Consider the following 25,495-nt stretch of genomic DNA (forward strand, 5'->3'; position numbering starts at 1 on the left):
CATGATTGGTAATTTGTCAGTTGTCAGTTGTCAGTTGCAAATATCTTTCCGCTGCTCCCTGCCTCCTAAAGAGTCCCAAAGCCTTTTTTCTTTTTCTCTTTCTTTTTCTTGGCTGGTGGTGCGCCACCGGGATAGCCACGCCAGCCTGCGGCAGGGCGATTACCACCCGCTGCTAAGGGATTACCACCGCCAAACATTCCTGGTATGCCGCCACCTTGTCCCATTTGCTGCATGAGCGATCGCATTTTTTGGAAGTCTGCCACCAGTTTGCTTACATCCGCTTCTCTATAACCAGAACCAGAAGCTATGCGACGGCGACGACTGGGAGAACTAGATAACAAATCTGGATCACGGCGTTCTTTGCCCGTCATGGAATTAATCATGGCTTCACAGCGTTTTAGCTGGGTTTCTCCCTGCTTTAACTGATCATCGGAAAGTTTGTTCATACCCGGAATCATCTTCATGATTCCGCCCAAAGAACCCATATTTTTCAATAACCGCATTTGCTTGAGAAAGTCAGTAAAATCAAATTTTGCTGACAGGATTTTCTCCTGCATTTGCTCGGCATCTGCCAAATTTATCTCTTCTTGGGCTTTTTCTACTAGGGTGAGAACATCCCCCATACCCAAAATCCGCGAAGCCATGCGGTCAGGATAAAACGGTTGTAGTGCCTCGACTTTTTCCCCCATACCCACAAATTTAATGGGCGCACCGGAAATTTGCCGCACTGACAAGGCCGCACCACCTCGGCTATCCCCATCCATTTTAGTCAGAATTGCCCCAGTAATCCCAATTTTATCATGGAAGGTACGAGTGAGATTTGCAGCCTCTTGACCCGTCATTGCGTCCACAACCAACAGGGTTTCATCCGGCTGGACTATTTCTTTGATGCGGGCTAATTCCGCCATCATATCTTCGTCAATTTGCAAGCGTCCGGCAGTATCAATAATTACTGTATTTATGCCTTCGGTTCTGGCGCGTTCCACACCTTGACGGGCAATTTCTACGGGGTCTGCTTCAATTCCCAGTTCAAATACTGGGACATCAATTTGCTTACCAAGGGTAATTAACTGGTCAATAGCGGCGGGACGATATATGTCTGTAGCCACTAGCAGACAACTACGTTCTTGTTTACGTAAGTGCAGAGCTAATTTAGCGGTGGCTGTGGTTTTTCCTGTTCCTTGCAAACCAGCCATGAGGATAACGGTGGTCTTACCTACATTTTCTGCCAGAGGAACATTTTCTTCCCCCATTACCTGCACTAATTCATCATGAACAATTTTGATAAACTGTTGGTCAGGACGCACACCGGCGATAACTTCAGCCCCCTGTGCTTTGGTTTCGACTTGGCTAATAAAATCTTTGACAACCTGGAGGTTAACATCTGCTTCCAACAAAGCCCGACGCACTTCCCGTAAAGCGTCTTGAATGTTGGATTGGGAGATTTTATCCTGTCCTCGCAGTTTTTTCCAGGCGGATTCTAAACGGTCAGATAGTGCATCAAACATAATTCAGTTACAACGTAGTTAGTCAGTTGGGGATTGAGGATTTTTGGTCGAGTGTTTCACGATCTTCTTTTCCAGCTTATCTGACTGTAGCAACCGATTGATCTGGTAAACCGTAATTTTGAAGGTGTGATAGTTGATAATAGGTGTCCTCATAGAAAAACTAACCTTTCTCTGTATTTTTTTTGTTGATGATACCTGCGGTGTGCGTAGTGATCACCGTTGCTGATTTTGCAGCTAGAGGAATTGGCTTAACAATTTAAATTGATAGCCTCAATCCTATATAGAGAACACTGTTAGTTAATTAATGAAGGGTTTCACCCCTCATGCTTAAAGCCTTAATTTTGGATGATGAGAATATTTTGAAATCGGTTTTATTGTCATGGATTAAATGCCTTGAAAACCAGTAAAATCAAGTCATATTAGGGATGATGGGTGTGACCCCCTATTAATTATTCCCGGAAAATATAGGTTAAAAACTGTTAGAGACGAACAATTAAAAAATTTAAGAAAAATGCCAAATTGGCAACCATGATGAAATGAACCAGGCTAAATTATATGAGTCGAGCAAAAACAAGGGATTTGTTGAAAGACTGAATCAATTAGCAAAAGGCTCTTGTTGAGATTGCTTAAAAAATAAATAGAATTAGTATTTGCTGCATAGGAATACCTGCTAAGTATAGACGTTATCGTTAACCTGCAAATTACCCCCCTAATTAACGGTTTTCGTCTGTATGAATAAAGTTCCTAATCGCTTCAGCAGCAAATGGTAGAGTGGGAGAGAAAGGCGCTTGGTAATGCCTCCTCCCACTCTCTTTTTTTTGGGTACTTTTTGTCAGTTTTGTCAGAATAAAATTGACTTACAGCAGGTTGGGTAGTTAGGAGGTACAAAATCTAAATTGAAACCTATAAACCAAGCCAGTTTTACTCCTGACTCCTGCTATTATTAAACAATTTAAAATTTGAAGATTCAGTATCAAGTAAATTTTACTTCTAACTTCTGGCTGCTGACTTTTGACTTTTACTATAAAAACGTTTTCGTTGGAGTATTTGAATTGCTTCTACAATGGCTTCTACTTTTACAGGTTTAGAGATATAATCATCCATGCCAACAGATAAACATTCATCTCTATCTGACGGCATTGCATTAGCAGTCAAAGCAATAATATAAGGACGATTAGTTTCATCCCACTGTTGATAAATTGCTTTAGTGGTTTCAATACCATCTAATTCTGGCATTTGGATATCCATAAAAATAACATCATACATTTCTTTTTTTAAGGCGGTTAGTGCCTCAACGCCATTATTGACAATATCTACTTGGTATCCTATTATTTTAAATAATTTTTCAGCAATTTTCTGATTAACAATATTATCTTCAGCAATCATAATTTTTAAAGGAAATTTCTGAGAGAAATTAGCATCAAATTTAATTAATTTTTTTTCTATATCTTGGTTTTTTGGTGTGAGTAAATCTAGCTCTAAACTAAATATACTCCCTTGAGATAATTCACTAGTAACTTTAATTTCACTACCCATCATTTCGGCAATTTTTTGACTAATTGCTAAACCTAATCCTGTTCCTTGCGATTTTAATTTACTTTCTCCTACTTGTTCAAATGGTAAAAAGATTTTTGCTAATTTTTCATTATTAATGCCGACACCTGTATCTGCGACTTGGAATTTAACTCTAGTCAAATAAAATAAATCATTTTTTACTTCTTGACTAATAAAATCAACAATAAAATTTACTTCTCCTGTGTTCGTAAATTTAATAGCATTTCCTAATAAATTCAGTAAAATCTGTCTTAAGCATTTTTCGTCAGCATTAATAATTACAGGTATGCTTGCATCAAATTTATAACTAAAATTAAGATTTTTTTCTAATGCAGAATAACGACAAATTTTTATTATCCCTTTCAGAAAATCAGGAAAATTAAAATTTTTAAATTCGAGTTCCATTTTACCAGCTTCTATTTTAGAGATATCCAAAATATCATCAATTAATGTCAATAAATGTACACCTGATTGATAAATAATTTTAATATCTTCTTGTTCTTGATTTGTTAATTTTGGTGAATCTTGAAAAACTTGAGCAATTCCTAAAATACCATTTAACGGTGTCCGCAGTTCATGACTCATATTGGTGAGAAATTGACTTTTAGAACGGTTAGCATCTATTGCATTTTGCTTCGCTATTTCTAATTCTAAATTTTGCTGAATAAGCTGTTCTTTTTGTTGCTCTAAAATTTTTGCTGTTTGCTGAAGTTCTAAGGATTTATCTAATAATTGGATTTGTGAATTTTTGAGTATTAATATTCCTACTTTTTTTTCAGTTATCACAGCATTTAATACAAGTGTTGTTAAGACGATGACTCCGATAAAGCATTGTAGTAATAAGAGAGAATCGTTTAAGTTAGAATGATTAAATGCTCCTAGTCCTCTAACTGTTCCTAAAACCGCAATTACAGCGACAATGACAATTAAGTTAGTAGCACCCAATTTCCCAAACCGAAAAACTGTCCAAACTAAACAGGGAATGAGCATATATTCTATAAAATAGTCACCAAAAAATGCCTTTTCACAGATAAAAAACACAATTTTTAGTAAAAGTAAAAGCTCGGTAGTTCGCCAAATAAATTTTGCTTTTAAGCGAATGCTGAATTGTTGTTTATCAGTTAAAAAATATTCTTTAAATAACTCTCCCCAACTTAGCAATGCAGGAGTAAAAATAAAGATTCCAGCCACGTTAGATATCCACCAAGTTACCCATACTTCATTATAGCTATTAATAGGTATTTTTCCTCCTAATGTTAATGCTGCAACTCCGATAGTTGCATTTATAATTGGGCCAAACATACCTATTAAGACTAAAAATTTGCTCACAGTGCTGAGTCGTGCTAAGGGAGAGTGTGTACCAACTAATTTACGAAATAGGAAACTACCTAATAATGTGCCAGAAGTTGTACCGATAGCAATTCCTAACACCTGTAAAATCGAGAAAACTAATGTAATAATGTTAGTTGTATTGATAAATGCCCAAATATTTGCTAGGAATGAGCCAATTAATACTCCTGGCCAAATCCAATACCCTAAAAGTAACATAGCCGCAGCAGCAAAACCATCAGGTGGCCAAACTGGTGTGACATTTTGGGGAGTAGAAGCAATAATTCGAGAAAATTGTGCAGTTTCGTAGTAAACTAAGGCTAAAACTGTTATCCATGTAGAACGAACTAATATAAGTTGTAAGTTAAACTTCATTATTTTATCATTTTATTTTGAATTAAGATACAATTATGAAGCTACCTATGACTGTGATATTCGTCACTCAATTCATTATTATTCACTATTAAATTAATCAGTTTTCTTTCAAAAAGATAATATAATCAACTATTTGTTGTTTGCAACTAAACATTGTGGTTTCATAATAAGTCAAGCGATGAGATTTACCGGAGTTTAAAACTATCACAATCCAGTAAAACTGATTATCTATTTGGATATTTTTCCCAAATCTATTTTTTAAGCTAAAGGAAGAATTCCGGGATTTTATCAGTGCTGTTTCAATGTCATCAATAGATAATTCAAGCACTCCCTGAGAAAACAAATTCCGTTGTTGTAAGGTAATGCGACGCAGTGACGAATTAAACTTACAAGTTAGCACTTCATGGCAATTATCAATATCTAAAACTACAAGACTAATAAATACACCAATAAATAAACAAAAACAAGCCGATACCCAGTCACCAAACAAACTGAAGAATATGGCTATGATAGGAGTAACAGAATGATAGATGATGTTTGACGAAGAATATTCTTCCAGTCTGGAAATTTTTCTGATTTTTGTCCGCATATTTATATTAAATCCACAAATCCCCCTTCCATATTTTATACATTATCAGAGAAGAGGGATCGAAGTTAAATGATTCAGAATTTACTTGTGTTAAGCAGCAACTTTTTCCTCAAGAGGTTTAAAAGTCTTTTTCGTAGCACCGCAAATAGGACAATTCCAATCATCAGGAATATCTGCAAACGCTGTACCTGGTAAAATTCCCGAATCAGGATCACCTGTTACAGGATCATAAATCATACTACATTGCCTACAAATCCATTTTTGAGTTTGAGGATCTTCACTGACAACTCTAGTTACTGCTTCTCCACCATTTAATACTTCTAAGGCTTCATTGTAGCGATCTGCGTGATAATTTTCAATGAATTTGAGCAACCCGAAACGGTGGGCAGCAGAGCGAAATGTGTTAGCATGATCATTAGATTCCTGAGCTTGTTTGAGAAATTCTTCCGCTGCGGGATTATCTCGATCATTTGCGGCAGCAGCAGCGAATTCAGGATACATTGTCGTGTATTCGTAGGTTTCCCCTGCTATCGCTAAAGATAAACAACGAGAGATAATTTCCCGTTTTTGTTCATCAGTTAAAACTGCTGCGTCTTTAACTACAAGTTCAGGATGTAATAATTCAAAATGTGCAAAAGCGTGTTCAGTTTCTTGATCTGCTGTTTCTTTAAAAAGTTTCGCTAAATCTGAAAAACCCAATTTACGTGCTACTGCTGCAAAAAATAGGTATTTACGATTTGCCATTGATTCACCACCAAAGGCTGATTCTAAATTTTGTAGTGTAGTAAAATTAGACAAATCCATAATTTGTAAATCTCTATGAGATGTTATTGCATTATCTTAAAATACATACTTTAAGATTTGGTTAAGTTAGCTAATTTATAAAGTATTTATACGATATTAATCAGCCCATTTTTAATTATCTAGGTTTTTCAGCTATTTCAGGATAATTATCCCACTGAAAACTTTAATTCAATTAATAATCCGTATTTTAACCTAAATCAAAAAGTAATATTTCTGCACTGCAATTACTGCTAATTGTTAATTTCTCTTCCCCTGTAATTTCTACTCCGTCTCCAGCTTTTAATTCGTGATTATTGAAATTTACTTCACCCTTAGCTATCTGTAACCAAGCATAACGATGATGTTGGACGTGATAATTTACTACATCACCTTGGGCTAAAATTCCCGCATATAAAGAGACATCTTGGTAAATAGTTACAGCCCCATCTCGTCCATCTTCAGCCGCAATTAAACGCAGTTTTCCCTGCTTTTCTTCTATGGGAAAAGCTTTTTGTTCATATCTAGGTTTTAGTCCTTGCTGATTGGGTAAAATCCAGATTTGTAATAAATGTAATTCTTCTGTTTGGGAAGGATTAAATTCACTGTGCATAATTCCAGTTCCCGCACTCATAACTTGTGCTTCACCGGGAAGAATTACCGAACCTGTGCCTAAACTATCTTTATGTTCCACAGCACCTGATAAAACATAAGTGAGAATTTCCATATCTTTATGTCCATGAGTGGGAAATCCTGCACCAGCAGCAATGCGATCATCATTAATCACTCGCAAAGAACGGAATCCCATCCGCTGCGGATCATAAAAATGACTGAAAGAAAATGTATGATAACTATTCAGCCAGTCAATTTGACTATGAAATCGGTTATTTCCCTGGTGAATCACATAATTAATTGTATTTTGAGCCATGATTTTACCTTGTATTAATAGTTAGTTGTACTGGAGAGTTGCCAAAACAGAAGTAGTTTTTTAACTGTTTATATAGTAAGGTATGTATAGATAAATTAACAAGTACGCACTAAAAAGTAAGATTCTTCCCAAAAGCATACTCTAGCTACTAATTTTATGAATTACTATGTCATCTATGATGGCAACTGCAATCTTTGTGTGACTCTAGTGCAGTTGTTGGAAACTTTAGACCAAGGAAAACTGTTTCGCTACGTTTCTATGCAAGATGAGGAAACATTATCCCAATGGGGAATTACCTCCACAGATTGTCAACAGGGGATGATTTTAATTGATGGTAATGCTACAGAAAGACGTTGGCAAGGTAGTAATGCGGCTGAGGAAATTGGGCGATTATTGCCTCTGGGAAGCTTATTTGTCGAGGCTTATCGGGCGTTACCGGGGATGAAATGGGCAGGAGATAGGTTTTATGAACAAATCCGGGATAATCGCTATACGTTGTTTGGTAAGCGTTCCCAAACCTATCAATCAGCATACTGTGTAGATGGTAGCTGTATTACTAATTCTTAGTTTCCATTAAACACCTCTAAAATCTGCCGACAAACTTGTTTTAGTTTTTCCCCAACAACAGCCGAGGGTGTGGAATCACCCACAAAACTCCAGGTTTCCACCGTAGAAAGTCGCCAAACTTCCCCACTGTGGTCAAATCCAGCAGCTTCCACACCAATGGCGCGACGGTGATTATTGATAGGATCTTGATAAAATCGGATTTGAATTAAAATACTCCGACAGCGCCAAGATTTGCTAATGCCAGGAAAGTGAAAACCGATGTCTATGGAATCTGGATCTACTAATTCTCTGGTTTCTGGGTCATTGTGCCAAGGTTTAAGATCGGATTTGACATCAGGAAATTCGTATTTAAATAAATTTACTACTGTAGCAATTTTGCTGGCAAATTCCAGGTTTGTGGCTTGTTCGGCTGCGTTCACTCAATAATACTCCTCTATGCGGTTGGTCTGTGGGGAAGATAAAGACAGAAAAACCTGAGTTAATTGTAACGGTTCATTACATAGCGATCTAAAATAACACTGTTAATCTGTAAACAAACAAAAAATTAATTTCCATTTATGGTGCGTCAACGTTCTATTTTTTCACTGATTTTTGTATTATTAGCAACATTTTTGATTAGTTGTGGTAGTCCTACTGTTGCTACTTTACCACCATCTTATACAGCAGCGGAAGTTGCCAAAATTCAGGAATATGTTCCCGGAATTCAGATGGTGCGCGATCGCTCGACCGAACTTAAAAACCTGATTTCCCAAGGTGAATGGATTAAAGTGGGTAATTTTATCCACGGACCCATCACAGAAGCTAGATTGAATATGACTTATATCATTCCTAATCTAGCCAAGCAAAACCAAGCTCAAGCCCGGCAAATCAGTAAAGATTTGTTGAATGACTTAGTAAGAATTGATCAAGCTGCTGCTGCGGGCAATACTAGCCTAGCCTTAGGTAAATACAAAGAAGCTTTTGCAGATATTGACAAATTCTTAGAACTAGTTCCCGAAAAGAGTAGCTAAAAGAGGAGTCAGGAGTCAGGAGTTAGAAGAAGAAGAAGAAAGAAATTTCTCCCCCTGCTCCCTGCTCTCTTCCCCTGCCTCCTTTCGAGTCTTGAATCACAAAATGCTAGGTTGATGGGGTGATAGGGTGGAGAGGAAGACTTTTCATTCTTCACCCCTGACTCAAGCGCAAAAACCATGAATGTAGTAATTATCGGCTGTGGCGTGGTTGGGGCGGCGATCGCCTATGAACTCAGCCAAGTTAAAGGTTTAAGTATCACCGTTTTCGAGCAAAAACAACCGGCACAAGGTTCTACCAGCGCTGCCCTCGGTGTGTTAATGGGCGTAATTAGCAGTAAAACCAAGGGTATTGCTTGGCGAATGCGACAAAGTAGCATCCAACGTTATGGAACTTTGATTCCTGAATTAGAAGGCATTACAGGGCGGAAAATCCCTTGTAACCGCCAAGGAATCGTGATGCTATTGTCAGAGAATTTAGAACGTCCTTTAGAAAGTGGGGTTGATGTCCTCTCAGAATGGGAACAACTGCGAGAAATTCGCCAATCTCAAGGCTGGGAATTACAAGTTTGGGATCAAGAACAACTGCAAAAATTTTGTCCCCAAGTTAGTCACCCACAAATTATTGGTGCTGTCTATTCTCCCCAAGACTTACAACTAAATGCCACAGCTTTAACTTTAGCCTTAGTAGATGCTGCCCAACGCAATGGGGTAAATTTCAAATTTGGTGTATCTGTCACAGGAACAGAAACCCCACCTCCTCCCCCCCCAACGCCTTTACACATCAAAAAAGGATTGGGAGAACCACACAAATGTAATTTTATTGAAACTACAGAGGGCAAAGTTACCGCTGATTGGTTTATCATGTCTGCGGGTTTAGGTTCAACGGCTTTAACTGCACAATTAGATCAAATGGTAAATATCCGTCCGGTGCTGGGACAAGCCTTATATTTAAGTTTAGGACGGACTTTAGGAAATCCTGATTTTCAACCGGTGATTACTGGTAATGATGTCCATATTGTGCCAATGGGAAATGGTGATTATTGGGTCGGGGCAACGGTAGAATTTCCCGATGATGAAGATCAAATATCTCCCAGTCAAGAATTATTGGATGCTGTCAGACAACAAGCGATCGCATTTACCCCAGATTTAGCCGCCGCAAAGGTTCTCCGCACTTGGTCAGGATTGCGTCCCCGTCCCGAAGGACGACCTGCACCAGTAATTGATAAACTCCCAGGTTTTAATAATGTTCTCCTGGCTACGGGACATTATCGCAATGGTGTTTTACTCGCCCCGGCAACAGCCACAGCCATTCGGGAAATGATTTTCCCCCAAGATTCTCGTTCTTAACAATGACAAAACCCACCCCTAACGCTTTCAGGGGTGGGTAATTCATAAATTATGGATTTGGGACAGTGGCAAATTAGAACATACCCATGCCGCCCATGCCGCCCATGCCACCCATGCCGCCCATGCCGCCCATACCGCCCATACCACCCATGCCGCCCATGCCACCATCAGGCGCTCCAGCGGATTGTTTTTCAGGTTTTTCGGCAATAATAGCTTCGGTGGTTAGTACCATCCCAGCAATGGAAGAAGCATTTTGTAAAGCGGAACGAACCACTTTTGCAGGATCAATAATACCAGCCGCAATTAAGTCTTCAAATTCGCCTGTAGCTGCGTTATAACCGATATTCAAATCAGTTTCCCGAACTCTGGCAACAATGACAGAACCTTCTGCCCCAGCGTTTTCCGCGATTTGCCGGAGGGGAGCTTCTAAAGCTTTTTTAACAATATCAGCGCCAATTCTTTCTTCAGGAGTGAGGCTGTTTTTAATAGCATCTACCTTGGTAGATAGATAAATTAAGGTTGCACCACCACCAGGAACAATACCTTCTTCTACCGCTGCTTTGGTAGCGTTGAGTGCGTCTTCAATCCGCAAGGTTCTGTCCTTGAGTTCGGTTTCTGTAGCTGCACCGACTTTAATCACGGCAATACCACCAGCTAATTTAGCGATGCGTTCTTGCAGTTTTTCGGTATCATAGTCGGAATCAGTTTCCGCCAACTGTTTACGAATTTGCTCAATCCGGGTTTGGATTTCTGGTTTAGCAACATTACCAGCGACAATGGTGGTATTTTCCTTGTCAATGTGGATTTTCTGAGCAGTTCCCAACATTTCCAAAGTGGCAGTATCTAAGCTCAAGCCGATTTCTTCAGAAATCATTTGTCCATCGGTGAGAATGGCAATATCTTCTAACATAGCTTTGCGACGTTCACCAAAACCAGGGGCTTTAATCGCAGCTACAGCTAATACACCACGGGCTTTATTTACAACCAATGTTTGTAAAGCATCACCGTCTACATCTTCAGCAATAATCAGTAAAGGTTGACCTAAACGGGCAACTTTTTCCAAGATAGGCACTAAATCTTGGATGCTGCTGATTTTCTTATCAACAATCAGGATGCGAGCGTTTTCAAACTCTACTGTCATCCGTTCGTTGTTGGTGATGAAGTAGGGAGAAATATAACCTCTATCAACCTGCATCCCTTCCACTACTTCTAGTTCAGTGGTGAAGGATTTAGATTCTTCAACGGTAATTACACCGTCTTTAGTCACTTTCTCCATGGCCAGTGCAATCATTTGCCCAACTTCAGCATCATTACCAGCGGAAACTGTGGCAACTTGAGCGATCGCACTTCCTTCTACAGGTTTAGTAATTTTGGCAATTTCTGCTATTAACGCCTCAACGGTCTTGTCAATACCCCGTTTTAAGCTAATGGGATTTGTCCCAGCAGCAACATTCTTTAAACCTTCTTTAATCAAGGCTTGTGCTAGAACTGTGGCAGTGGTAGTCCCATCGCCAGCTATATCCTTAGTTTTTGATGCTACTTCTTGAATAAGTCTAGCACCAGTATTTTCTAGAGGATCTTCTAATTCAATTTCTTTGGCAACAGTGATACCATCGTTAACAATTTGGGGAACACCAAATTTTTTCTCTAATAGGACGTTACGACCTCTTGGCCCTAAAGTAATTTTCACTGCATCTGCCAGGGCGTTGATACCCTTTTCTAATGCCCGTCGTGATTCTTCATTAAATGCAATAATCTTAGTCATGTTTTATTTTTCTATTGCTTCCATTAGACAATTTAGCACTCACTGACAAAGAGTGCTAATCTCTTTCCCCAATTTTGATTAACAATCAAAATCCCAAAATTGATTAATATTAACAGTTGATACTTATGTTTGACAATAAAACTAATGATTATATTGGGAGCAGATGAACTTAGAGAACTCCCTTAAATCCCTTGGCATTGCTGACCCTAGCGGCTCCGGCTGGTTAGCTGTATTATTTACGTTTCTATTAGCTTTGGTTGTTACCTGGCGTTTAATTCCCACAATTCGCAAATTTGCCTTAGAGGTAGGTTGGGCAGATCAACCCAACGCCCGACGACTGAATCAAGAACCCTTACCTAATGCGGGAGGTTTGGCAATCTACGCGGGGGTAATTGCGGCTTTGGTCTTAGCTAGTCTCTTGCGGCCGATTGAACTGCAAGGGGTTTTAGCTCAGGTTTTAACGATTCTCCTCGGTGGTTCGATTTTAGTTCTAGTTGGCTTTATTGATGATCAATTTGGCTTACCTCCATCTGTGCGGTTATGGGCGCAGGTAACGACAGCACTGTTACTGGTCGGTAACGGTATCAGCATCAAAGTTGCCTTTGGGACACCCATTGATTCCCTCTTGTCTATGGCGTTAACCGTGCTGTGGGTGGTGGGAATTACTAATGCTGTTAACCTCATGGATGGCATGGATGGTTTGGCTGGTGGCATCAGCTTTATTACTGCTATTAGTTTGTTAGGAGTTTCTGCCCAGTTTGATAATCGTGCTGCTGCAACTTTAGTTTTAGCAGCTTTAGGAGGGGCAGCACTAGGCTTTTTACGCCATAACTTTCACCCCTCACACATCATTATGGGTGATGCTGGAGCATACTTTTTTGGCTATGTGTTAGCAGCAACCAGCATTTTAGGTAAACTCCAATTAAATACAATCTATGCCCTAATACCTACAGTTTTATTTCTGCTGTTGCCAGTTATTGACACTACTCAAGTGTTTGTGCGCCGGCTCATGGCAGGAAAAAACCCTTTGAGTACACCAGGTAAAGACCACCTCCATCATCGCTTGTTAGCCTGGGGACTATCCCAACGTAATGCGGCTTTTATCCTCTGGTCAATTACTTTAGGCTGTAATTTGCTGGCGATGAGAGTCCAGGGTATGAGTTTACCAGTAATGCTGGCTACTGCTGTTGGTATTATTTTGCTGTTAGGGTTGACCCTTGGGCAAAGAATGATCCGTGAATAGGGAGCAGGTGACAGGGAACAGGTGACAGGTGACAGGAATTTTACAACTGACAACTGACCACTAACAACTGACCACTGACAAATTACATCACCATACCGCCATCAACATTAAATACTTGTCCTGTGATGTAAGCTGCGGCGGGATCGGATGCTAAAAAGCGCACCATGCCGGCAATTTCTTCTGGGTTACCAAAACGCCCCAAGGGGATATATTGCAGAATGCCATCGGCTTTGATATCGCTGGTCATGTCGGTGGTAATAAAGCCAGGGGCAACGGCATTGACAGTGATGCCACGGGAAGAAAGTTCTTTGGCAACGGTTTTGGTAAAGCCAATTACTCCAGCTTTGGCGGCGCTGTAGTTGGCTTGTCCAGGGTTGCCCATTTGTCCAGCGACGGAAGCGATGTTAATAATCCGCCCCGAACGTTGTTTCAGCATAATTTTACTAACGGCTTTTGTACATAAAAATACACCAGTTAAGTTTAGGTCTATGACTGCTTGCCATTCTTCTAACTTCATTCTTAATAGCAAGGTGTCACGGGTAATACCTGCATTGTTGACTAAGATATCCACGCGCTGGAATTTTTCTAAGGTGGTTTTAATGAGTGTATCTACTTGATTTTCTTGAGAAACATCTGCTTGGAGAGCAATGGCTTCTCCTCCTGCTTCTGTAATTTCTGCTACTACTTGATCTGCTGCTGTGCTAGAACTGGCGTAGTTAACAACTACTTTTGCGCCTTGGGATGCTAGTTGGATAGCGATCGCTCTACCAATTCCCCGTGATGCACCTGTGACAATTGCAACCTGACCTTTTAATAAACTCATCTATTTTTCCTCAATTTTGTGGAGATACCGCGCTAATTATCTTAGAGTAATTTGGTGAAGAGATAACTTGAAGCAAACGGGAAAATTGTCTGCTGTAGCAGGGGTCAGTAGGAATATTCTAGTTCTAGCGCAACATCTGTGCAGGATTTATTTTCTATTATCTTTCTATAAATATTAAGTAATAGATGGCTTTTTGCATAAATAAATTCCTGTCAGAGAGAAAATCTTACCAGAGAAGGAAATAATGTATGACATTAGTTGTAGTCAAAACGATATTTGAATTTCCCATCAATTGGGAATAAAAACACATAAATAGTCATCTTCTCGCCAATAATTAAGTGTTCCTTGAGGATGATTTTTTTTCATAAAATATCTCTTTCGATACTAGAGCGATCGCCTAAAAAAAGAGATTGTTAGAGGTAGGAGGGGAAAATGCGCCAACTCATGATCCAAGTGACGCGGAGCGGTTTCTCAAAGAGTAATATGTAACAAAAAATAAAAGCTGCTAAAACTTCTGCTAAAGTTCCCTCTTCCCTGAGAGAAAATGCCCTCTCTCAACAAGTAAATTTAATTTTGCCCGACTACTTACCAATGATGAATTACGAATTAATATTATGAGTAGTCTAAAACTTTTTGAAAAGCAAGCCTTAGAAAAAGAACGTAACGAAGTCTTGCAACAGTTAGAAGATTGGCTAGAAATTCCCATGCTAATACTGGGTTTTGTCTGGTTGGCACTATTTATCATTGAGATCATCTGGAGGTTAAACCCGTTACTGGAAGCTCTCAGTATCACTATTTGGATTATTTTTATACTAGATTTTATTCTGAAACTAGCGATCGCTCCTCAGAAACCTTCCTATATCACCAGTAACTGGCTAACAGCTATTTCTCTGCTGTTGCCAGCACTGCGTACTTTTAAGATAATCCGAGTAGTAAGAATACTCAGAACAGTACGGGCTACGCGAGGTCTCCAACTATTGCGAGTCATGACTCGTACTAACCGAGGCATGAAAGTTTTGACAGCAAGTATTAGCCGGAGAGGATTTGGTTATATTGTGGCGTTAACCATAATTATTACTTTCATCGGAGCAGCAGGAATGTATGGGTTTGAAAACGAAGTTCCTGTAGAAAATGGGCTACACAACTATGGTACTGCTTTATGGTGGACAGCCATGCTCATCACAACCATGGGTTCTGAATATTGGCCTAAAACCCCGGAAGGTCAGGTGCTTTGTTTTTTATTAGCTGTATATGCGTTTGCTGTGTTTGGTTACGTAACTGCGACCCTAGCCACATTCTTTATTGATAGTGATGCTAATGATGACGAAGCAGAATTAGCCGGGGTGAAATCAATTCAACTAATTCAGGCTGAAATTACAGCCTTGCGGCAGGAAATTCAAGAATTATTACATCAGAGTCCAAAGCAATGAGAATTGCTCAAATAAATCTCAAATCTCAAATTCAATGAGTGAGAAAAGTTCATGAATGCAGAAATATCCACAGCTTGGGACAAAGTAATTACTGCCATTAAGAAAAAGCTAGTGGTAAATGGTATTGATTTACCGTTCCCAACACAACAAATTCTCTTCCACGATCAAACCGAAGAGACAGATGGAAACCTCTCTCGTCAGCGTGAAGGTTGGCCAGTAGGTCAAGCTGAAGTACCAAAGCCTCGCACTATTAGCAGTTCACTCAGGTTATTTGCGCGAGAGCATAACCGTCAGCTAAAGTCTCAAATTAATGAAAAATGAAAAATGTCAAGTTAAGCAAATTTTGGGGTCAGATCCACTCAAGCTACTGGTTTATACCAGCAGTTATGGCAGTAGCAGCTACTGCTTTAGCTTTCATTATGCTCACTCTTGACCGCACAGACAAGGTGAAAATTAATTATTGGTGGATGTACACTGGTGGCGCAAACGGAGCGCAATCGCTACTGGGAACTGTTGCGGGTTCAATGATCAGCGTTGCTGCTACAGCTTTTTCTATTACCATCGTGGCACTTCAGTTAGCTGCTTCCAATTTTGGTCCACGACTTCTACGTAATTTTATGCAGGACACTGGTAATCAGATTGTCCTCGGCACATTTATTAGTACATTTATTTATTCCTTACTTGTGCTGCGGACAATTCATGGAGAAGGAGATGGATACGAACAATTTGTGCCGCAACTTTCGATTACAGTTGGCACTATATTGGCAATTATTAGCATTGGTGTTTTGATTTATTTCATCCATCATGCTTCAACCATCATTCAGGCTTCTAATGTCATCCAAAATGTTAGTGAAGATTTACATTTAACAATTAAGCGGCTATTTCCCGAAAAAATTGGGCATGGTGAACCAGAACACAGACAAGGATTTGCAGAAATTCCTAGCTCTTTTGCGGCAGAAGCTTTACCAATTCGATCTAACAACACTGGTTATTTACAAGCAATAGATGATCAAGAACTGATGAAAATTGCTTGTCAATATAATTTACTAATACATCTTCAGGTGAGACCGGGAAAATTTTTGCTGCAAGGTAGCGATTTAGTTTTGGTGTTTCCCGGAGAAAAAGTCAATAAAAAACTTACCAAACAAATTAATGATGCCTTTATTTCCGGTGAAGAACGTACAGAACAACAGGATGTAGAGTTTCCTATTTATCAATTAGTTGAAATTGCCCTCCGTGCTATTTCCCCTGGCATTAATGATCCATTTACAGCAATTCGCTGTATTGACCGAATTACTGCCGGACTGTGCCACTTAGCTCAAAGAAATTTCCCTTCACCCTACCGCTACGATGACAATAACAAGTTACGCTTCATTGTCGAAGGAGCAGATTTTCAAGGCTTGCTTGACTGTGCTTTTAACCAAATTCGGCAGTATGGAAAGTCAGATGCAGAAGTAACTATGCGGTTGTTAGAAGCTATAGCCACCATTGCTACTTATACCAACAATTCTAAGTATCAAGCAAGTTTGTGCCATCATGCTCAGATGATTTTACAAGATAGTCGGGGGGGACTTTCTCAAGAACAAGACTACAAAGATATAGAACAAAGGTATAACGAGATTATTAATAATTTAAATGATTATAACAGTCATAAAAATTGGGATTAACCGGAAAAATGGCGTTTTAAATAAATAGCTTTTTTAGCAATAGGTATGAAAAGTCTGAATTGGAGAGATTATCGAGTTATAGCGTGGATAAGACAAGCTTGCCTCATCATTTTTGTCATCGCCGCAGTTGCAAACTTTTGATTTTTACAAAGTCCGCGCAGGCGGACTTTGTTTGTGTAGCCGCGACTTCTAGTCGCCCAAGCTTAACTATTTTGATTAGTTGATTCAGATTTAGCAACTACAGGATTAGGAAGCGGTGGGGGTGTAGGGATTTTCGCTTCTAAATGGGTTTTGCTATTAGTTTGATTCAAAAGAATCATAGACAACAAACCATCTGCTAAACCATTATTACTGCCATTATTACCACCAACAATGATATCAGGAATAATGCGGACATGGCGATCGCCCACAATTTGCATTAACTGCATCGCTGTGTAACCTTGCAAACCCAAAGCTTGTACACCTGTGCGATAGGTTTCCGCTTTCGCGTTACCTGTGGCGCGAATACCTTCAGCTTCCGCTATAGCTTTTAGCTTAGTTGCTTCCGCTTCCCCATTCGCTTCCTTAATGGCTGCTTGGGATTTTAACTCTGCTATTTGCACACTTTGCTCAGATTTGACCATTTCTTGCTGAATGTTCGCCAAGGCTGTTTCCCGCACCAGTTGTTGGCGTTGGGTTTGTGCCATTTGCTGCACCTCGTAAGTCTTGCGTTCTTCTTCGGCAATTTTTCGGTCTGTCTGTGTCTGCATTAAAGCCGCTGGTGGTTGAATATCACCGATTAAGGTATCAATTGCTTGCACATCATAGGCACGCAAAGCAATTTTAATATATTCAGCAGCTTCAGTTTGGCGTTCACTTCGCGCTGTTAAAAAGTCCAAGACAGTGCAGTTTTGAGCAGAGTTGCGGAAATAGTTACCAATGGTTGGTTCGAGAACATGATCTACTAAATTTTGCATTGCCCCCACGCGGGAAATCACCTTTGGTGCATCTAAAGCCCCGACATGGATAATTTGTGCTACTTCCAAATCAAACGCGAAACCATCACGCGATCGCACAGTTAAAGATTCTAATTTCTCATCATAGCTATGTCTTTCTGTCCGTCCTGACCAATTTAAAACAATGTTTGTCGTCGGGACTAACTCAATTTTCATAATTCGGGAGTTAGTTGGGTGTTTACCCGGATACAGAGGTTCTACCCAAACGCCCTTGTGTCCCTGATGCACCAAGTTACCGTGGGTGAAAGCTGCACCGCTGATATCTTCTTGATCTTTACCTACGAAAGAAATTACCACACCCACATAACCAATCGGTATTTCTGTCATGGGGACTTGTTCTACCTGGACAAACCAGGGATTCAAGTTCCAAGAACCAGATAGTAAAATTTGCTCTTGCAAACCTCTTTTACCACCACCATTAATAAACTTTTGACCATTTTGAAAGTTGTCGTGTCCTTCAATTACAGCCCCAGCAATTTCACCGGGGGAAATTGGCAACCCATCCAAAGTAGTGACAATACCGACTTTATCAGATTTGACACTATATACATTCAATTGTTCTGCATTCATGCCATGGGCAGAGGCATTAGCGGCTGTAATTACTTTAAACAGCGCGGTGTTGATACGATAACTACCAGCGGTAAGAAAGCCCATTTGCCGACCTTTTTCCCCACCTTTGGTCAAAAATTTCCGCGCATCTTGAAAATTATCACATTCGACAATTTTGCCCAAAATCCGTTCTGGGGGGTTTTGTGCGCCATCTGCGGCGACAATCATGGCTATTTGACCTTGGGGGACAACAATTATTGATTCTTTTTTAACTGCATATTGCCAAGGCCAATGTCCCCAATGCCAACCAGGGGCAAGGGTATCGGCTTGCAAACCCGCTTCAGCATTGAGGGCGATTAATCTCCCTGCGGGTAGTCCTTTACCGGAAAGGGTGAATTTTTTGACCACAATTCCCACTTCCCGTTCACCGATAACTACCAGTCCCCCAAAGAAGAAACAACCACCAATAATGATCACGGGAATAATGATCAAAGGTTCAATTCCCATGGCTTGATAGGGGATTTGGCGAGTTACTAATTGAGTAACTACGGGCTGGGTTTGGGTAGAGGGGATGGATACAGAAGTTAATTCTTTTGCTGTTAGTGTTTTTATAGGAGTGGCATTGGCAGTATTGATACCACCTGCTAAGGCTAAGGCGGCAATTGCAGATGTAGCCAAGGTTACAAATTTATTTTGTCTACTTTTATCAAGAGAAAATGGAAAGCTTTTCATATATCTGCCTCTTTGGGCAATTAATCATCCAAGGTATCACTTCATCAGGGGGGAATGATTTTTCTTAAACTTAACGTAATTTTTGTCTTAGTAATAACTTAGAGTAACGAACCGCAGAGGCACAGAGGACACGGAGAAATTACAGTCTGTGAGATATTTTATGTAAGTCTTACGTAAAAATCAAATTTCCTGATCCCAATAAATAAGGGTAGGCATTATTGCCCACCCTTATTTATTTTAGATGCAGTATGCAATTTATACTGAGCCGCCGGCAGCTTGAAAACGAGCGCGAGCGCGTTTAAATACTTTTGTTGCCTGAATTTGTGCTTGACGATCTTCTGGTTTGACTTGATTTAAGCTAGTTTGTGCTTCATTAAAAGCAGTGCGGGCTTCTTCAAGTTTAATTTTGTCGCCACGTTCAGCACCGTTGACTAAAATTGTGACTTCATTTTCATCAACTTCAGCAAAACCGCCTAAAAGAGCGATCGCTTGCCAATTGGCATTTTTAGTAGCACGAACACGCATTACACCTATATCCAAAGCTGTCAACATTGGTGCGTGTCCACTAAGGATACCTAACTGACCAGTAGTGCTAGGTAAAACTACTTCCTCAGCTTCAGCATCCCAAACGGTTTTGTCTGGGGAAATTACACGAACAGTTAATGTCATTTGTTAGTTGTCCTTTGTCAGTTGCCTTTTGTCTTTTGTCAGTTGTCAGTTGTCAGTTGCAAAAAACCACTGACTACTGACTAATGACTAATGACTAACCTTTCATTTTTTCCGCTTTAGCGATCGCTTCGGTGATATCGCCGACTAAGTAGAAAGCTTGTTCAGGTAAAGCATCCAACTCACCAGAAAGAATTTGTTTAAATCCTTTAATGGTGTCTTCCAACTTCACATACTTACCAGGAGAACCGGTAAATACTTCAGCTACGAAGAAAGGCTGAGACAAGAACCGCTCAACTTTCCGCGCCCGTGCCACAGTCAAACGGTCTTCTTCAGACAATTCATCTAAACCCAAAATGGCGATGATGTCTTGAAGTTCTTTGTAACGTTGGAGGGTGGATTGAACAGCACGAGCGGTGTTGTAGTGGTCATCACCAACGATGTTGGGTTGTAGCATGGTGGATGTAGAATCCAGAGGATCAACCGCTGGATAGATGCCCTTAGATGCCAAACCACGAGATAATACTGTTGTTCCGTCTAAGTGAGCAAAGGTGGTTGCAGGTGCGGGGTCGGTCAAGTCATCGGCAGGTACATATACAGCTTGAATAGAAGTAATAGAACCTTCGGTGGTGGAGGTAATCCGTTCTTGCAAAGCACCCATGTCTGTACCCAAGGTAGGCTGATATCCTACGGCAGAAGGCATCCGACCCAAGAGCGCGGATACTTCAGAACCAGCTTGGACAAACCGGAAGATATTGTCAACAAACAGCAATACGTCTTGCTTGTTAACATCACGGAAATACTCAGCCATTGTCAAACCAGACAAACCAACCCGCATTCTTGCTCCGGGTGGCTCATTCATTTGACCATAAACTAGAGCAATTTTGGATTCGTTGAGGTTATCTTTGTTGATAACTCCAGATTCCATCATTTCGTTGTAGAGGTCATTTCCTTCCCGGGTGCGTTCACCCACACCCGCAAATACAGACACACCACCATGTTGGGTAGCGATGTTGTTGATCAATTCCATCATGATCACGGTTTTACCAACACCAGCACCGCCGAACAGACCGATTTTACCACCACGTTTGTAGGGAGTTAGCAAGTCAACAACCTTAATCCCAGTTTCAAACACAGAAGGACTGGTTTCCAAATCTGTGAATTTGGGAGCGTCGCGGTGAATAGGTAGATATGCTTCAGCGTTTACGGGACCTTGTTGATCTACAGGTTCGCCCAAAACGTTGAAAATTCGTCCCAAGGTAGCTTTACCAACAGGTACGCTGATAGGTGCGCCTGTATCAACTACTTCTAAACCACGAACTAAACCGTCAGTGGTACTCATAGCCACAGCCCGGATTTGGTTGTCGCCTAGAAGTTGCTGGACTTCAACTGTTAATCTGATATCTTGTCCAGTTTCGTTGGTGCCTGTGATGGTTAAGGCGTTGTAGATTTGGGGTAATTTACCGCCGGGGAACTTAACGTCTACAACCGGACCAATGATTTGGGTAATGTAACCTATGTTTGTTTTTTCTGCGGTGGTGACCATGCTGCGCCTAAATGATTGAAGCTAGTTTTCACAAGTGGGTCGTTTAAGACCCCAGATCAAGCGATATCATCTCTTAGGTTAGCACCTAACGCCTCCATCTTTGCCTTAAATTCATTATTAAGAACAGATTCCCGACTGCTTGAATAAGTTGGGGATCTTTGGTATCAAAAGCAAAATTAGCATCTATAACTCAAGCTTGCTTAGAAACGTTTGAGGTGTGATAATGAGGATGCTGTGGATTTTGTTCTTTTATGAGATGAAGATAGGAGGATTACTTATGCCAGCTACGGTTCAAAAAATTTATACTGATATTGTTCGTATTTTACCACCAGCAGATCGACTTCGTTTGGCAACGCTGATTCTTAATGACTTGGTGCAGCATGATAATAGTGTTATTGACCAAAGTGATACTTGGACAGAACAAGACCAACTTGATTTAGTTAACTTCTCTTTGCAGTATGATTAAATAGAAGAAATTGGAAATCTCTGGTATCAAAAGCAAAAATGCCATGTCTGGAGTTGACACGGCTGGGGTTGAATTATATTTAGTTGTTAATTAATTTACGCTTTAACTGCGGATACTTGTTTGCGTTTGCGGAGTGAGGTAACGCCAAAAGCACCTAAGCCTAAGATACCCATGAGAGAAGCGGGTTCGGGAACAGATTTGGATGCGCTACTAAATTCAGTAACTAATCCGTAGTTATCATGGATATTACCGCTGGAGCTATTATCAAATGAAAAAAGTCGGCTAAAACTACCATTACTGGAGGGATTATAATCGAGAAATGCAGAGAAATCATAGCTTCCGCCATCTTTGGAAACATCAAGCAGTAAATTGCCCTGGGACGGATCGTAAAGAAAGCTATTTCCAGTAATAGAAAATTTTCCATCGCTAATAGCGCCACTCAGAGAGCCTACAAAAAAACTTTGGTTATTGGCTCCTATGTTGCTTGCAAAGATATTAGATAAACCATTTACAGCTTTGTTTGTGGTTGAGAGATTGATGGTATAATTTGCGTTGCTAATAGATCCGGGGCTATCATTTTTGTTAAAAAATGAAATAGTATCAATCTGAATAGGGGATGAGAACAAACTGGCATTATAAACCTGCTGATATCGTAGGGTACAGCCAAAAGGAGCGCAGTCACCACCAGGTTCCCCTGGTCCTCCAATAACTACACTTTCGGCCTGTGCTGTTCCTGCAATACCCAAAGCGATCACGGCTGCTCCTGCTGTAGCCATTGACAATTTCTTCAATACATTTACGGTAGTCATAATATTAATTATTCCCTGAGAAATGAGTTTTTTGTTGCCTTCTATGCCACTGATACTAATATGGGTTTCTCATGCCTGTAAAGCCTTTTTTAGCAACTTCACAGAAAATTTACTGAAAGAAAAGCTACTATTTTCGGGGGGGGGGGTAGCGTTAAACACTTATACTGTAAGGCTTTCAAACATATTAAGTAGTAAATTTAACTGATGCTGATATATAAAGTTTTTGTGAAGCTGGTAAAAATACCATTTTTTATGCACTGAAGTATCAGTAACTTCTCTAGTTCTGAGTGGGAACGCATATACAGAGGTTCTGTCTCTATGATATGGGAGGTAGAACCTCTAGGACAGCATTCCCAGTCTGGAGACTGGGAACGAGGGGATTTAAGTTTTTTGATTTTGGGATTTAAATCTCCCGGCAATAAATTCTCTTTTTTCTAAATGTTTAGTTTTGCGTTTGGTAACTCTTTCTCTCCACATTTGGAAACTAGATGATTTCATTTCCCTTCTCATGAGGGCAATTACCTGTTTTTCTAAAAGTCCAAATTGTTTTTCTATGACATCAAAAGGTGTTCTATCTTCCCAAGCCATTTCGATGATCCGATCTATGGTTTCAGACTCTAAATCAGGTAGTTTCATATTTTGAGAATTTGAATAAAAACGCCACAATTATAAACCTATATTTATCATACTATAGCAATCCTAAATAAGATGTAAACAACTCCTTCTTCTCTTCCTCTGCGCCCTCTGCGCCTCTGCGGTTAGTTAAAGAAAATCCGTTTACAAATCAAATAGGATCAGTATATATTAATTCTCTTTTCTCTTGTTCCTATGCTTTGGGTGGGAACGGATATAGGAGGTAGAACCTCTAAGATAGCATTCCCAGTCTGGAGACTGGGAACGAGAAAACGAGAAAACGAGAAAACGAGAAAATCTGGAAACTGGGAACGAGAAATAAATCGTCTGAATGCTTTAAAATAAAAGTAGGTACAGAAAACCCTGTACTTTCCTCCAGTCGCTTCATCTTAATTGCTTATGAACTTCTCGTTAGCACGACAGTATTTTTACCAAGAGATTCAACAACCTGACGAGTATATTAACTTAGCAAAGGCAGCTTTGTATATTGCCCAGGAAGAATATCCAGATATTGATACTGAAGAATATTTAAATGCTCTTGATACCATGGCAATGGAATTAGAGGAACGTTTGCCTTCTTCTCGCTATCCCTTGCGGATTATTCAAAGTATTAATCAATATTTATACGAAGAATTGGGTTTTGATGGTAATAAAATTGATTATTATGACCCCCGCAATAGTTTTTTCAATGATGTAATTGAGCGCAAAACGGGGATTCCTATTAGTTTAGCTTTGGTTTATATGGAGGTGGCAAAACGGATTGATTTTCCCATGGTTGGTGTGGGAATGCCGGGACATTTTTTAATTCGTCCAGATATTGAAGATATAGGGATTTTTGTGGATGCTTTTAATGGTGGTGAGGTCATGTTTACCCAAGACTGTCAAGAAAGACTTTCACAAATTTATCAGCAATCGGTAACGTTAAAACCGGAATTTTTAGCTGTTGTCAGTAATCGGCAATTTTTGGCGCGAATGTTAACTAATTTAAAGTATATTTATCTGCAAAAGCAAGATTTGGAACGAAGTTTGGGAACAGTAGAACGGATTTTGCTGTTGTTTCCAGACGCAAGTTTTGAATTAAGAGATCGGGGATTATTGTATTATCAACTTGGGCAGTTTTCTCAAGCTGTGGAAGACTTGCAAATTTATTTAATTAAAGTTCCCGATGCTAAAGATGCTGATGTCATTCGTCAATTACTTGCTAAATTAGGTGATGATTAACTTGAGATTATCCCATTTAGTAAAAAATGGATTTCCCTAAAATCTAAACTCAAGTTATTTCATGGCTTTATTGATGAGGAAGATTCTTAATTTCCCGATTAGACAACCAAGCAAAAGCCGCGCTAGTGGCAAACATAATCAGACTGTAAATAGCGGCTGGAATCGCCATAGTAGGCGTGTTTAGTAGGGTGGGGGAACTGGCAATTGCGATCGCTAATGTGCTATTTTGGATACCGACTTCCACTGTAATCGCTTTGGCATCTTCTAAGGTCAGCTTGCTGAAGGTGGCAAAGGCATAACCTAAGACCATTGTTAATATATTTAAAACCAGAGTTACTCCACCTACCTGTAAGAAAAAGGTGGGAATATTCGCCTTTTCTTTTAACAGCAAACCAAAGATAATTAAGGCTAAAAAGAATAAAGACAGCCACTTAACCCATTTTTCCACTTGGGCTGCGAACACGGGTAAGTAGTAGTGTATTCCCATGCCTAAAGCGACGGGGATAATGGTAATTACCGCAATCTGAATCACCGTATTCAGAAATGGTAATTGTACGGAAGAATTTGCTGCCATAAAGTGCTGCATAGCCAGGTTAACTACCAAGGGAAGAGAAAACACAGTAACTAGACTACTAATAGCGGTCAGCGTAATTGATAAGGCAACATTGCCCCGGACTAAATATGTTACCAGATTGGAAGTAGCACCACCAGGACAGGCTGATAAAATCATCACTCCTACGGCTAATTCTGGTGTGAGGGAAAAAACTGTAGCTACCAAAAAGCCGACTATTGGCAGCATAATTAATTGGGCTATTAGTCCGATAAGGACGGCAAAAGGTTCAATTAGGACTCGCTTAAAGTCATCCAGTTTTAATCCCAGCCCCATGCCTAGCATAATAATAAATAGGGCTACAGGCAGAAAAACCGTAGTTAGAAAATTTGACTCCATGATCACTCTACTCA

General features: G+C 40.0%; 22 protein-coding genes and 1 pseudogene. 9 read left to right on the forward strand and 14 right to left on the reverse strand.

Annotated elements, in window-relative coordinates; genetic code table 11:
- Window positions 1–65: 65 nt before the first annotated feature.
- The 5 genes from ffh to FJR11_RS04860 form a co-directional block, all read right to left on the reverse strand.
- On the reverse strand, window positions 66–1,508 hold the full coding sequence (ffh, locus tag FJR11_RS04840; protein ID WP_168502587.1) for a signal recognition particle protein: 1,443 nt from the start codon (window positions 1,506–1,508) through the stop codon (window positions 66–68).
- A gap of 990 nt (window positions 1,509–2,498) precedes the next feature.
- Entirely contained in the window at window positions 2,499–4,766 is a 2,268-nt protein-coding gene (locus FJR11_RS04845; protein WP_168502588.1) for an MASE1 domain-containing protein, read from the reverse strand.
- 97 nt (window positions 4,767–4,863) lie between these two features.
- Window positions 4,864–5,355: a hypothetical protein gene (locus FJR11_RS04850; protein ID WP_168502589.1), complete on the reverse strand. Its 492-nt coding sequence runs from the start codon at window positions 5,353–5,355 to the stop codon at window positions 4,864–4,866.
- A 90-nt stretch (window positions 5,356–5,445) separates the two neighbouring features.
- On the reverse strand, window positions 5,446–6,159 hold the full coding sequence (locus FJR11_RS04855) for a rubrerythrin family protein (RefSeq protein ID WP_168502590.1): 714 nt from the start codon (window positions 6,157–6,159) through the stop codon (window positions 5,446–5,448).
- Between the two features lie 187 nt (window positions 6,160–6,346).
- Window positions 6,347–7,063 carry a pirin family protein gene (locus tag FJR11_RS04860; RefSeq protein WP_168502591.1) on the reverse strand — a complete coding sequence of 239 codons (717 nt, stop codon included), beginning with the start codon at window positions 7,061–7,063 and terminating at the stop codon, window positions 6,347–6,349.
- Window positions 7,064–7,219: 156 nt separating this feature from the next.
- Between FJR11_RS04860 and FJR11_RS04865 the strand changes: the two genes are divergently transcribed.
- On the forward strand, window positions 7,220–7,630 hold the full coding sequence (locus FJR11_RS04865; RefSeq protein ID WP_168502592.1) for a thiol-disulfide oxidoreductase DCC family protein: 411 nt from the start codon (window positions 7,220–7,222) through the stop codon (window positions 7,628–7,630).
- Here the strand turns inward: FJR11_RS04865 and FJR11_RS04870 are convergent.
- Window positions 7,627–8,049, reverse strand: coding sequence for a hypothetical protein (locus FJR11_RS04870; protein WP_168502593.1), 423 nt, complete (start codon window positions 8,047–8,049; stop codon window positions 7,627–7,629). The genes FJR11_RS04865 and FJR11_RS04870 overlap by 4 nt on opposite strands.
- Window positions 8,050–8,187: 138 nt before the next feature.
- On the opposite strand from FJR11_RS04870, the gene psbQ reads away from it, so the two are divergent.
- Window positions 8,188–8,640 carry a photosystem II protein PsbQ gene (gene psbQ, locus FJR11_RS04875; RefSeq protein ID WP_168502594.1) on the forward strand — a complete coding sequence of 151 codons (453 nt, stop codon included), beginning with the start codon at window positions 8,188–8,190 and terminating at the stop codon, window positions 8,638–8,640.
- Window positions 8,641–8,817: 177 nt separating this feature from the next.
- Window positions 8,818–9,987, forward strand: a complete 1,170-nt coding sequence (locus tag FJR11_RS04880; protein ID WP_168502595.1) for an FAD-binding oxidoreductase — start codon at window positions 8,818–8,820, stop codon at window positions 9,985–9,987.
- A 73-nt stretch (window positions 9,988–10,060) separates the two neighbouring features.
- Here FJR11_RS04880 and groL read toward each other — a convergent pair whose 3' ends face one another.
- Window positions 10,061–11,752 carry a chaperonin GroEL gene (gene groL / locus FJR11_RS04885; RefSeq protein ID WP_168502596.1) on the reverse strand — a complete coding sequence of 564 codons (1,692 nt, stop codon included), beginning with the start codon at window positions 11,750–11,752 and terminating at the stop codon, window positions 10,061–10,063.
- Window positions 11,753–11,915: 163 nt separating this feature from the next.
- Between groL and FJR11_RS04890 the strand changes: the two genes are divergently transcribed.
- Window positions 11,916–12,995 (forward strand): MraY family glycosyltransferase, encoded by a 1,080-nt coding sequence (locus tag FJR11_RS04890; protein WP_168502597.1) that lies wholly within the window; start codon window positions 11,916–11,918, stop codon window positions 12,993–12,995.
- 82 nt (window positions 12,996–13,077) lie between these two features.
- On the opposite strand, the gene fabG is transcribed toward FJR11_RS04890, so the two are convergent.
- Window positions 13,078–13,818, reverse strand: coding sequence for a 3-oxoacyl-[acyl-carrier-protein] reductase (fabG, locus tag FJR11_RS04895; protein ID WP_168502598.1), 741 nt, complete (start codon window positions 13,816–13,818; stop codon window positions 13,078–13,080).
- A gap of 614 nt (window positions 13,819–14,432) precedes the next feature.
- Between fabG and FJR11_RS04900 the strand changes: the two genes are divergently transcribed.
- The 3 genes and pseudogenes from FJR11_RS04900 to FJR11_RS04910 all read left to right on the forward strand — a co-directional run bounded on the left by FJR11_RS04900 (window position 14,433) and on the right by FJR11_RS04910 (window position 16,915).
- A complete protein-coding gene (locus tag FJR11_RS04900) occupies window positions 14,433–15,248 on the forward strand; it encodes an ion transporter (RefSeq protein ID WP_168502599.1) in 816 nt (271 codons plus the stop codon).
- Window positions 15,249–15,326: 78 nt separating this feature from the next.
- Window positions 15,327–15,569: pseudogene (locus FJR11_RS04905) on the forward strand (mechanosensitive ion channel family protein); the annotation flags it as partial.
- Window positions 15,566–16,915 (forward strand): DUF2254 domain-containing protein, encoded by a 1,350-nt coding sequence (locus FJR11_RS04910; RefSeq protein WP_168502600.1) that lies wholly within the window; start codon window positions 15,566–15,568, stop codon window positions 16,913–16,915. The pseudogene FJR11_RS04905 and the gene FJR11_RS04910, both read left to right, overlap by 4 nt.
- 203 nt (window positions 16,916–17,118) lie before the next feature.
- Here FJR11_RS04910 and FJR11_RS04915 read toward each other — a convergent pair whose 3' ends face one another.
- The 3 genes from FJR11_RS04915 to atpD all read right to left on the reverse strand — a co-directional run bounded on the left by FJR11_RS04915 (window position 17,119) and on the right by atpD (window position 21,403).
- Window positions 17,119–19,191 (reverse strand): SPFH domain-containing protein, encoded by a 2,073-nt coding sequence (locus FJR11_RS04915; RefSeq protein WP_168502601.1) that lies wholly within the window; start codon window positions 19,189–19,191, stop codon window positions 17,119–17,121.
- Window positions 19,192–19,446: 255 nt separating this feature from the next.
- Window positions 19,447–19,860, reverse strand: coding sequence for an ATP synthase F1 subunit epsilon (atpC, locus tag FJR11_RS04920; RefSeq protein WP_168502602.1), 414 nt, complete (start codon window positions 19,858–19,860; stop codon window positions 19,447–19,449).
- 94 nt (window positions 19,861–19,954) lie between these two features.
- On the reverse strand, window positions 19,955–21,403 hold the full coding sequence (gene atpD / locus FJR11_RS04925) for a F0F1 ATP synthase subunit beta (protein ID WP_168502603.1): 1,449 nt from the start codon (window positions 21,401–21,403) through the stop codon (window positions 19,955–19,957).
- Window positions 21,404–21,680: 277 nt separating this feature from the next.
- Between atpD and FJR11_RS04930 the strand changes: the two genes are divergently transcribed.
- Window positions 21,681–21,869, forward strand: coding sequence for a hypothetical protein (locus FJR11_RS04930; RefSeq protein WP_168502604.1), 189 nt, complete (start codon window positions 21,681–21,683; stop codon window positions 21,867–21,869).
- Between the two features lie 95 nt (window positions 21,870–21,964).
- Here FJR11_RS04930 and FJR11_RS04935 read toward each other — a convergent pair whose 3' ends face one another.
- Entirely contained in the window at window positions 21,965–22,645 is a 681-nt protein-coding gene (locus FJR11_RS04935) for a PEP-CTERM sorting domain-containing protein (protein WP_217358209.1), read from the reverse strand.
- 414 nt (window positions 22,646–23,059) lie between these two features.
- Window positions 23,060–23,314, reverse strand: a complete 255-nt coding sequence (locus FJR11_RS04940; protein WP_168502606.1) for a TIGR03643 family protein — start codon at window positions 23,312–23,314, stop codon at window positions 23,060–23,062.
- Window positions 23,315–23,710: 396 nt separating this feature from the next.
- Between FJR11_RS04940 and FJR11_RS04945 the strand changes: the two genes are divergently transcribed.
- On the forward strand, window positions 23,711–24,532 hold the full coding sequence (locus FJR11_RS04945; RefSeq protein WP_168502607.1) for a SirB1 family protein: 822 nt from the start codon (window positions 23,711–23,713) through the stop codon (window positions 24,530–24,532).
- A gap of 67 nt (window positions 24,533–24,599) precedes the next feature.
- Here FJR11_RS04945 and FJR11_RS04950 read toward each other — a convergent pair whose 3' ends face one another.
- A complete protein-coding gene (locus FJR11_RS04950; protein WP_168502608.1) occupies window positions 24,600–25,481 on the reverse strand; it encodes a bile acid:sodium symporter family protein in 882 nt (293 codons plus the stop codon).
- Window positions 25,482–25,495: the final 14 nt, after the last annotated feature.

The organism is Anabaena sp. UHCC 0187 (genome assembly GCF_009712035.1).
Classification (GTDB): Bacteria; Cyanobacteriota; Cyanobacteriia; order Cyanobacteriales; family Nostocaceae; genus Dolichospermum.

Bases quoted from the DNA above. Each gene is read 5' to 3' on its own strand.
- FJR11_RS04915 (WP_168502601.1), bottom strand. From the start codon at position 19,191: ATGAAAAGCTTTCCATTTTCTCTTGATAAAAGTAGACAAAATAAATTT.
- FJR11_RS04900 (WP_168502599.1), top strand. From the start codon at position 14,433: ATGAGTAGTCTAAAACTTTTTGAAAAGCAAGCCTTAGAAAAAGAACGT.
- ffh (WP_168502587.1), bottom strand. From the start codon at position 1,508: ATGTTTGATGCACTATCTGACCGTTTAGAATCCGCCTGGAAAAAACTG.
- FJR11_RS04945 (WP_168502607.1), top strand. From the start codon at position 23,711: ATGAACTTCTCGTTAGCACGACAGTATTTTTACCAAGAGATTCAACAA.
- psbQ (WP_168502594.1), top strand. From the start codon at position 8,188: ATGGTGCGTCAACGTTCTATTTTTTCACTGATTTTTGTATTATTAGCA.
- atpC (WP_168502602.1), bottom strand. From the start codon at position 19,860: ATGACATTAACTGTTCGTGTAATTTCCCCAGACAAAACCGTTTGGGAT.
- atpD (WP_168502603.1), bottom strand. From the start codon at position 21,403: ATGGTCACCACCGCAGAAAAAACAAACATAGGTTACATTACCCAAATC.
- FJR11_RS04890 (WP_168502597.1), top strand. From the start codon at position 11,916: ATGAACTTAGAGAACTCCCTTAAATCCCTTGGCATTGCTGACCCTAGC.
- FJR11_RS04935 (WP_217358209.1), bottom strand. From the start codon at position 22,645: ATGGCTACAGCAGGAGCAGCCGTGATCGCTTTGGGTATTGCAGGAACA.
- FJR11_RS04930 (WP_168502604.1), top strand. From the start codon at position 21,681: ATGCCAGCTACGGTTCAAAAAATTTATACTGATATTGTTCGTATTTTA.
- FJR11_RS04855 (WP_168502590.1), bottom strand. From the start codon at position 6,159: ATGGATTTGTCTAATTTTACTACACTACAAAATTTAGAATCAGCCTTT.
- FJR11_RS04880 (WP_168502595.1), top strand. From the start codon at position 8,818: ATGAATGTAGTAATTATCGGCTGTGGCGTGGTTGGGGCGGCGATCGCC.
- groL (WP_168502596.1), bottom strand. From the start codon at position 11,752: ATGACTAAGATTATTGCATTTAATGAAGAATCACGACGGGCATTAGAA.
- FJR11_RS04950 (WP_168502608.1), bottom strand. From the start codon at position 25,481: ATGGAGTCAAATTTTCTAACTACGGTTTTTCTGCCTGTAGCCCTATTT.
- FJR11_RS04860 (WP_168502591.1), bottom strand. From the start codon at position 7,063: ATGGCTCAAAATACAATTAATTATGTGATTCACCAGGGAAATAACCGA.
- fabG (WP_168502598.1), bottom strand. From the start codon at position 13,818: ATGAGTTTATTAAAAGGTCAGGTTGCAATTGTCACAGGTGCATCACGG.
- FJR11_RS04845 (WP_168502588.1), bottom strand. From the start codon at position 4,766: ATGAAGTTTAACTTACAACTTATATTAGTTCGTTCTACATGGATAACA.
- FJR11_RS04865 (WP_168502592.1), top strand. From the start codon at position 7,220: ATGAATTACTATGTCATCTATGATGGCAACTGCAATCTTTGTGTGACT.
- FJR11_RS04850 (WP_168502589.1), bottom strand. From the start codon at position 5,355: ATGCGGACAAAAATCAGAAAAATTTCCAGACTGGAAGAATATTCTTCG.
- FJR11_RS04910 (WP_168502600.1), top strand. From the start codon at position 15,566: ATGAAAAATGTCAAGTTAAGCAAATTTTGGGGTCAGATCCACTCAAGC.
- FJR11_RS04940 (WP_168502606.1), bottom strand. From the start codon at position 23,314: ATGAAACTACCTGATTTAGAGTCTGAAACCATAGATCGGATCATCGAA.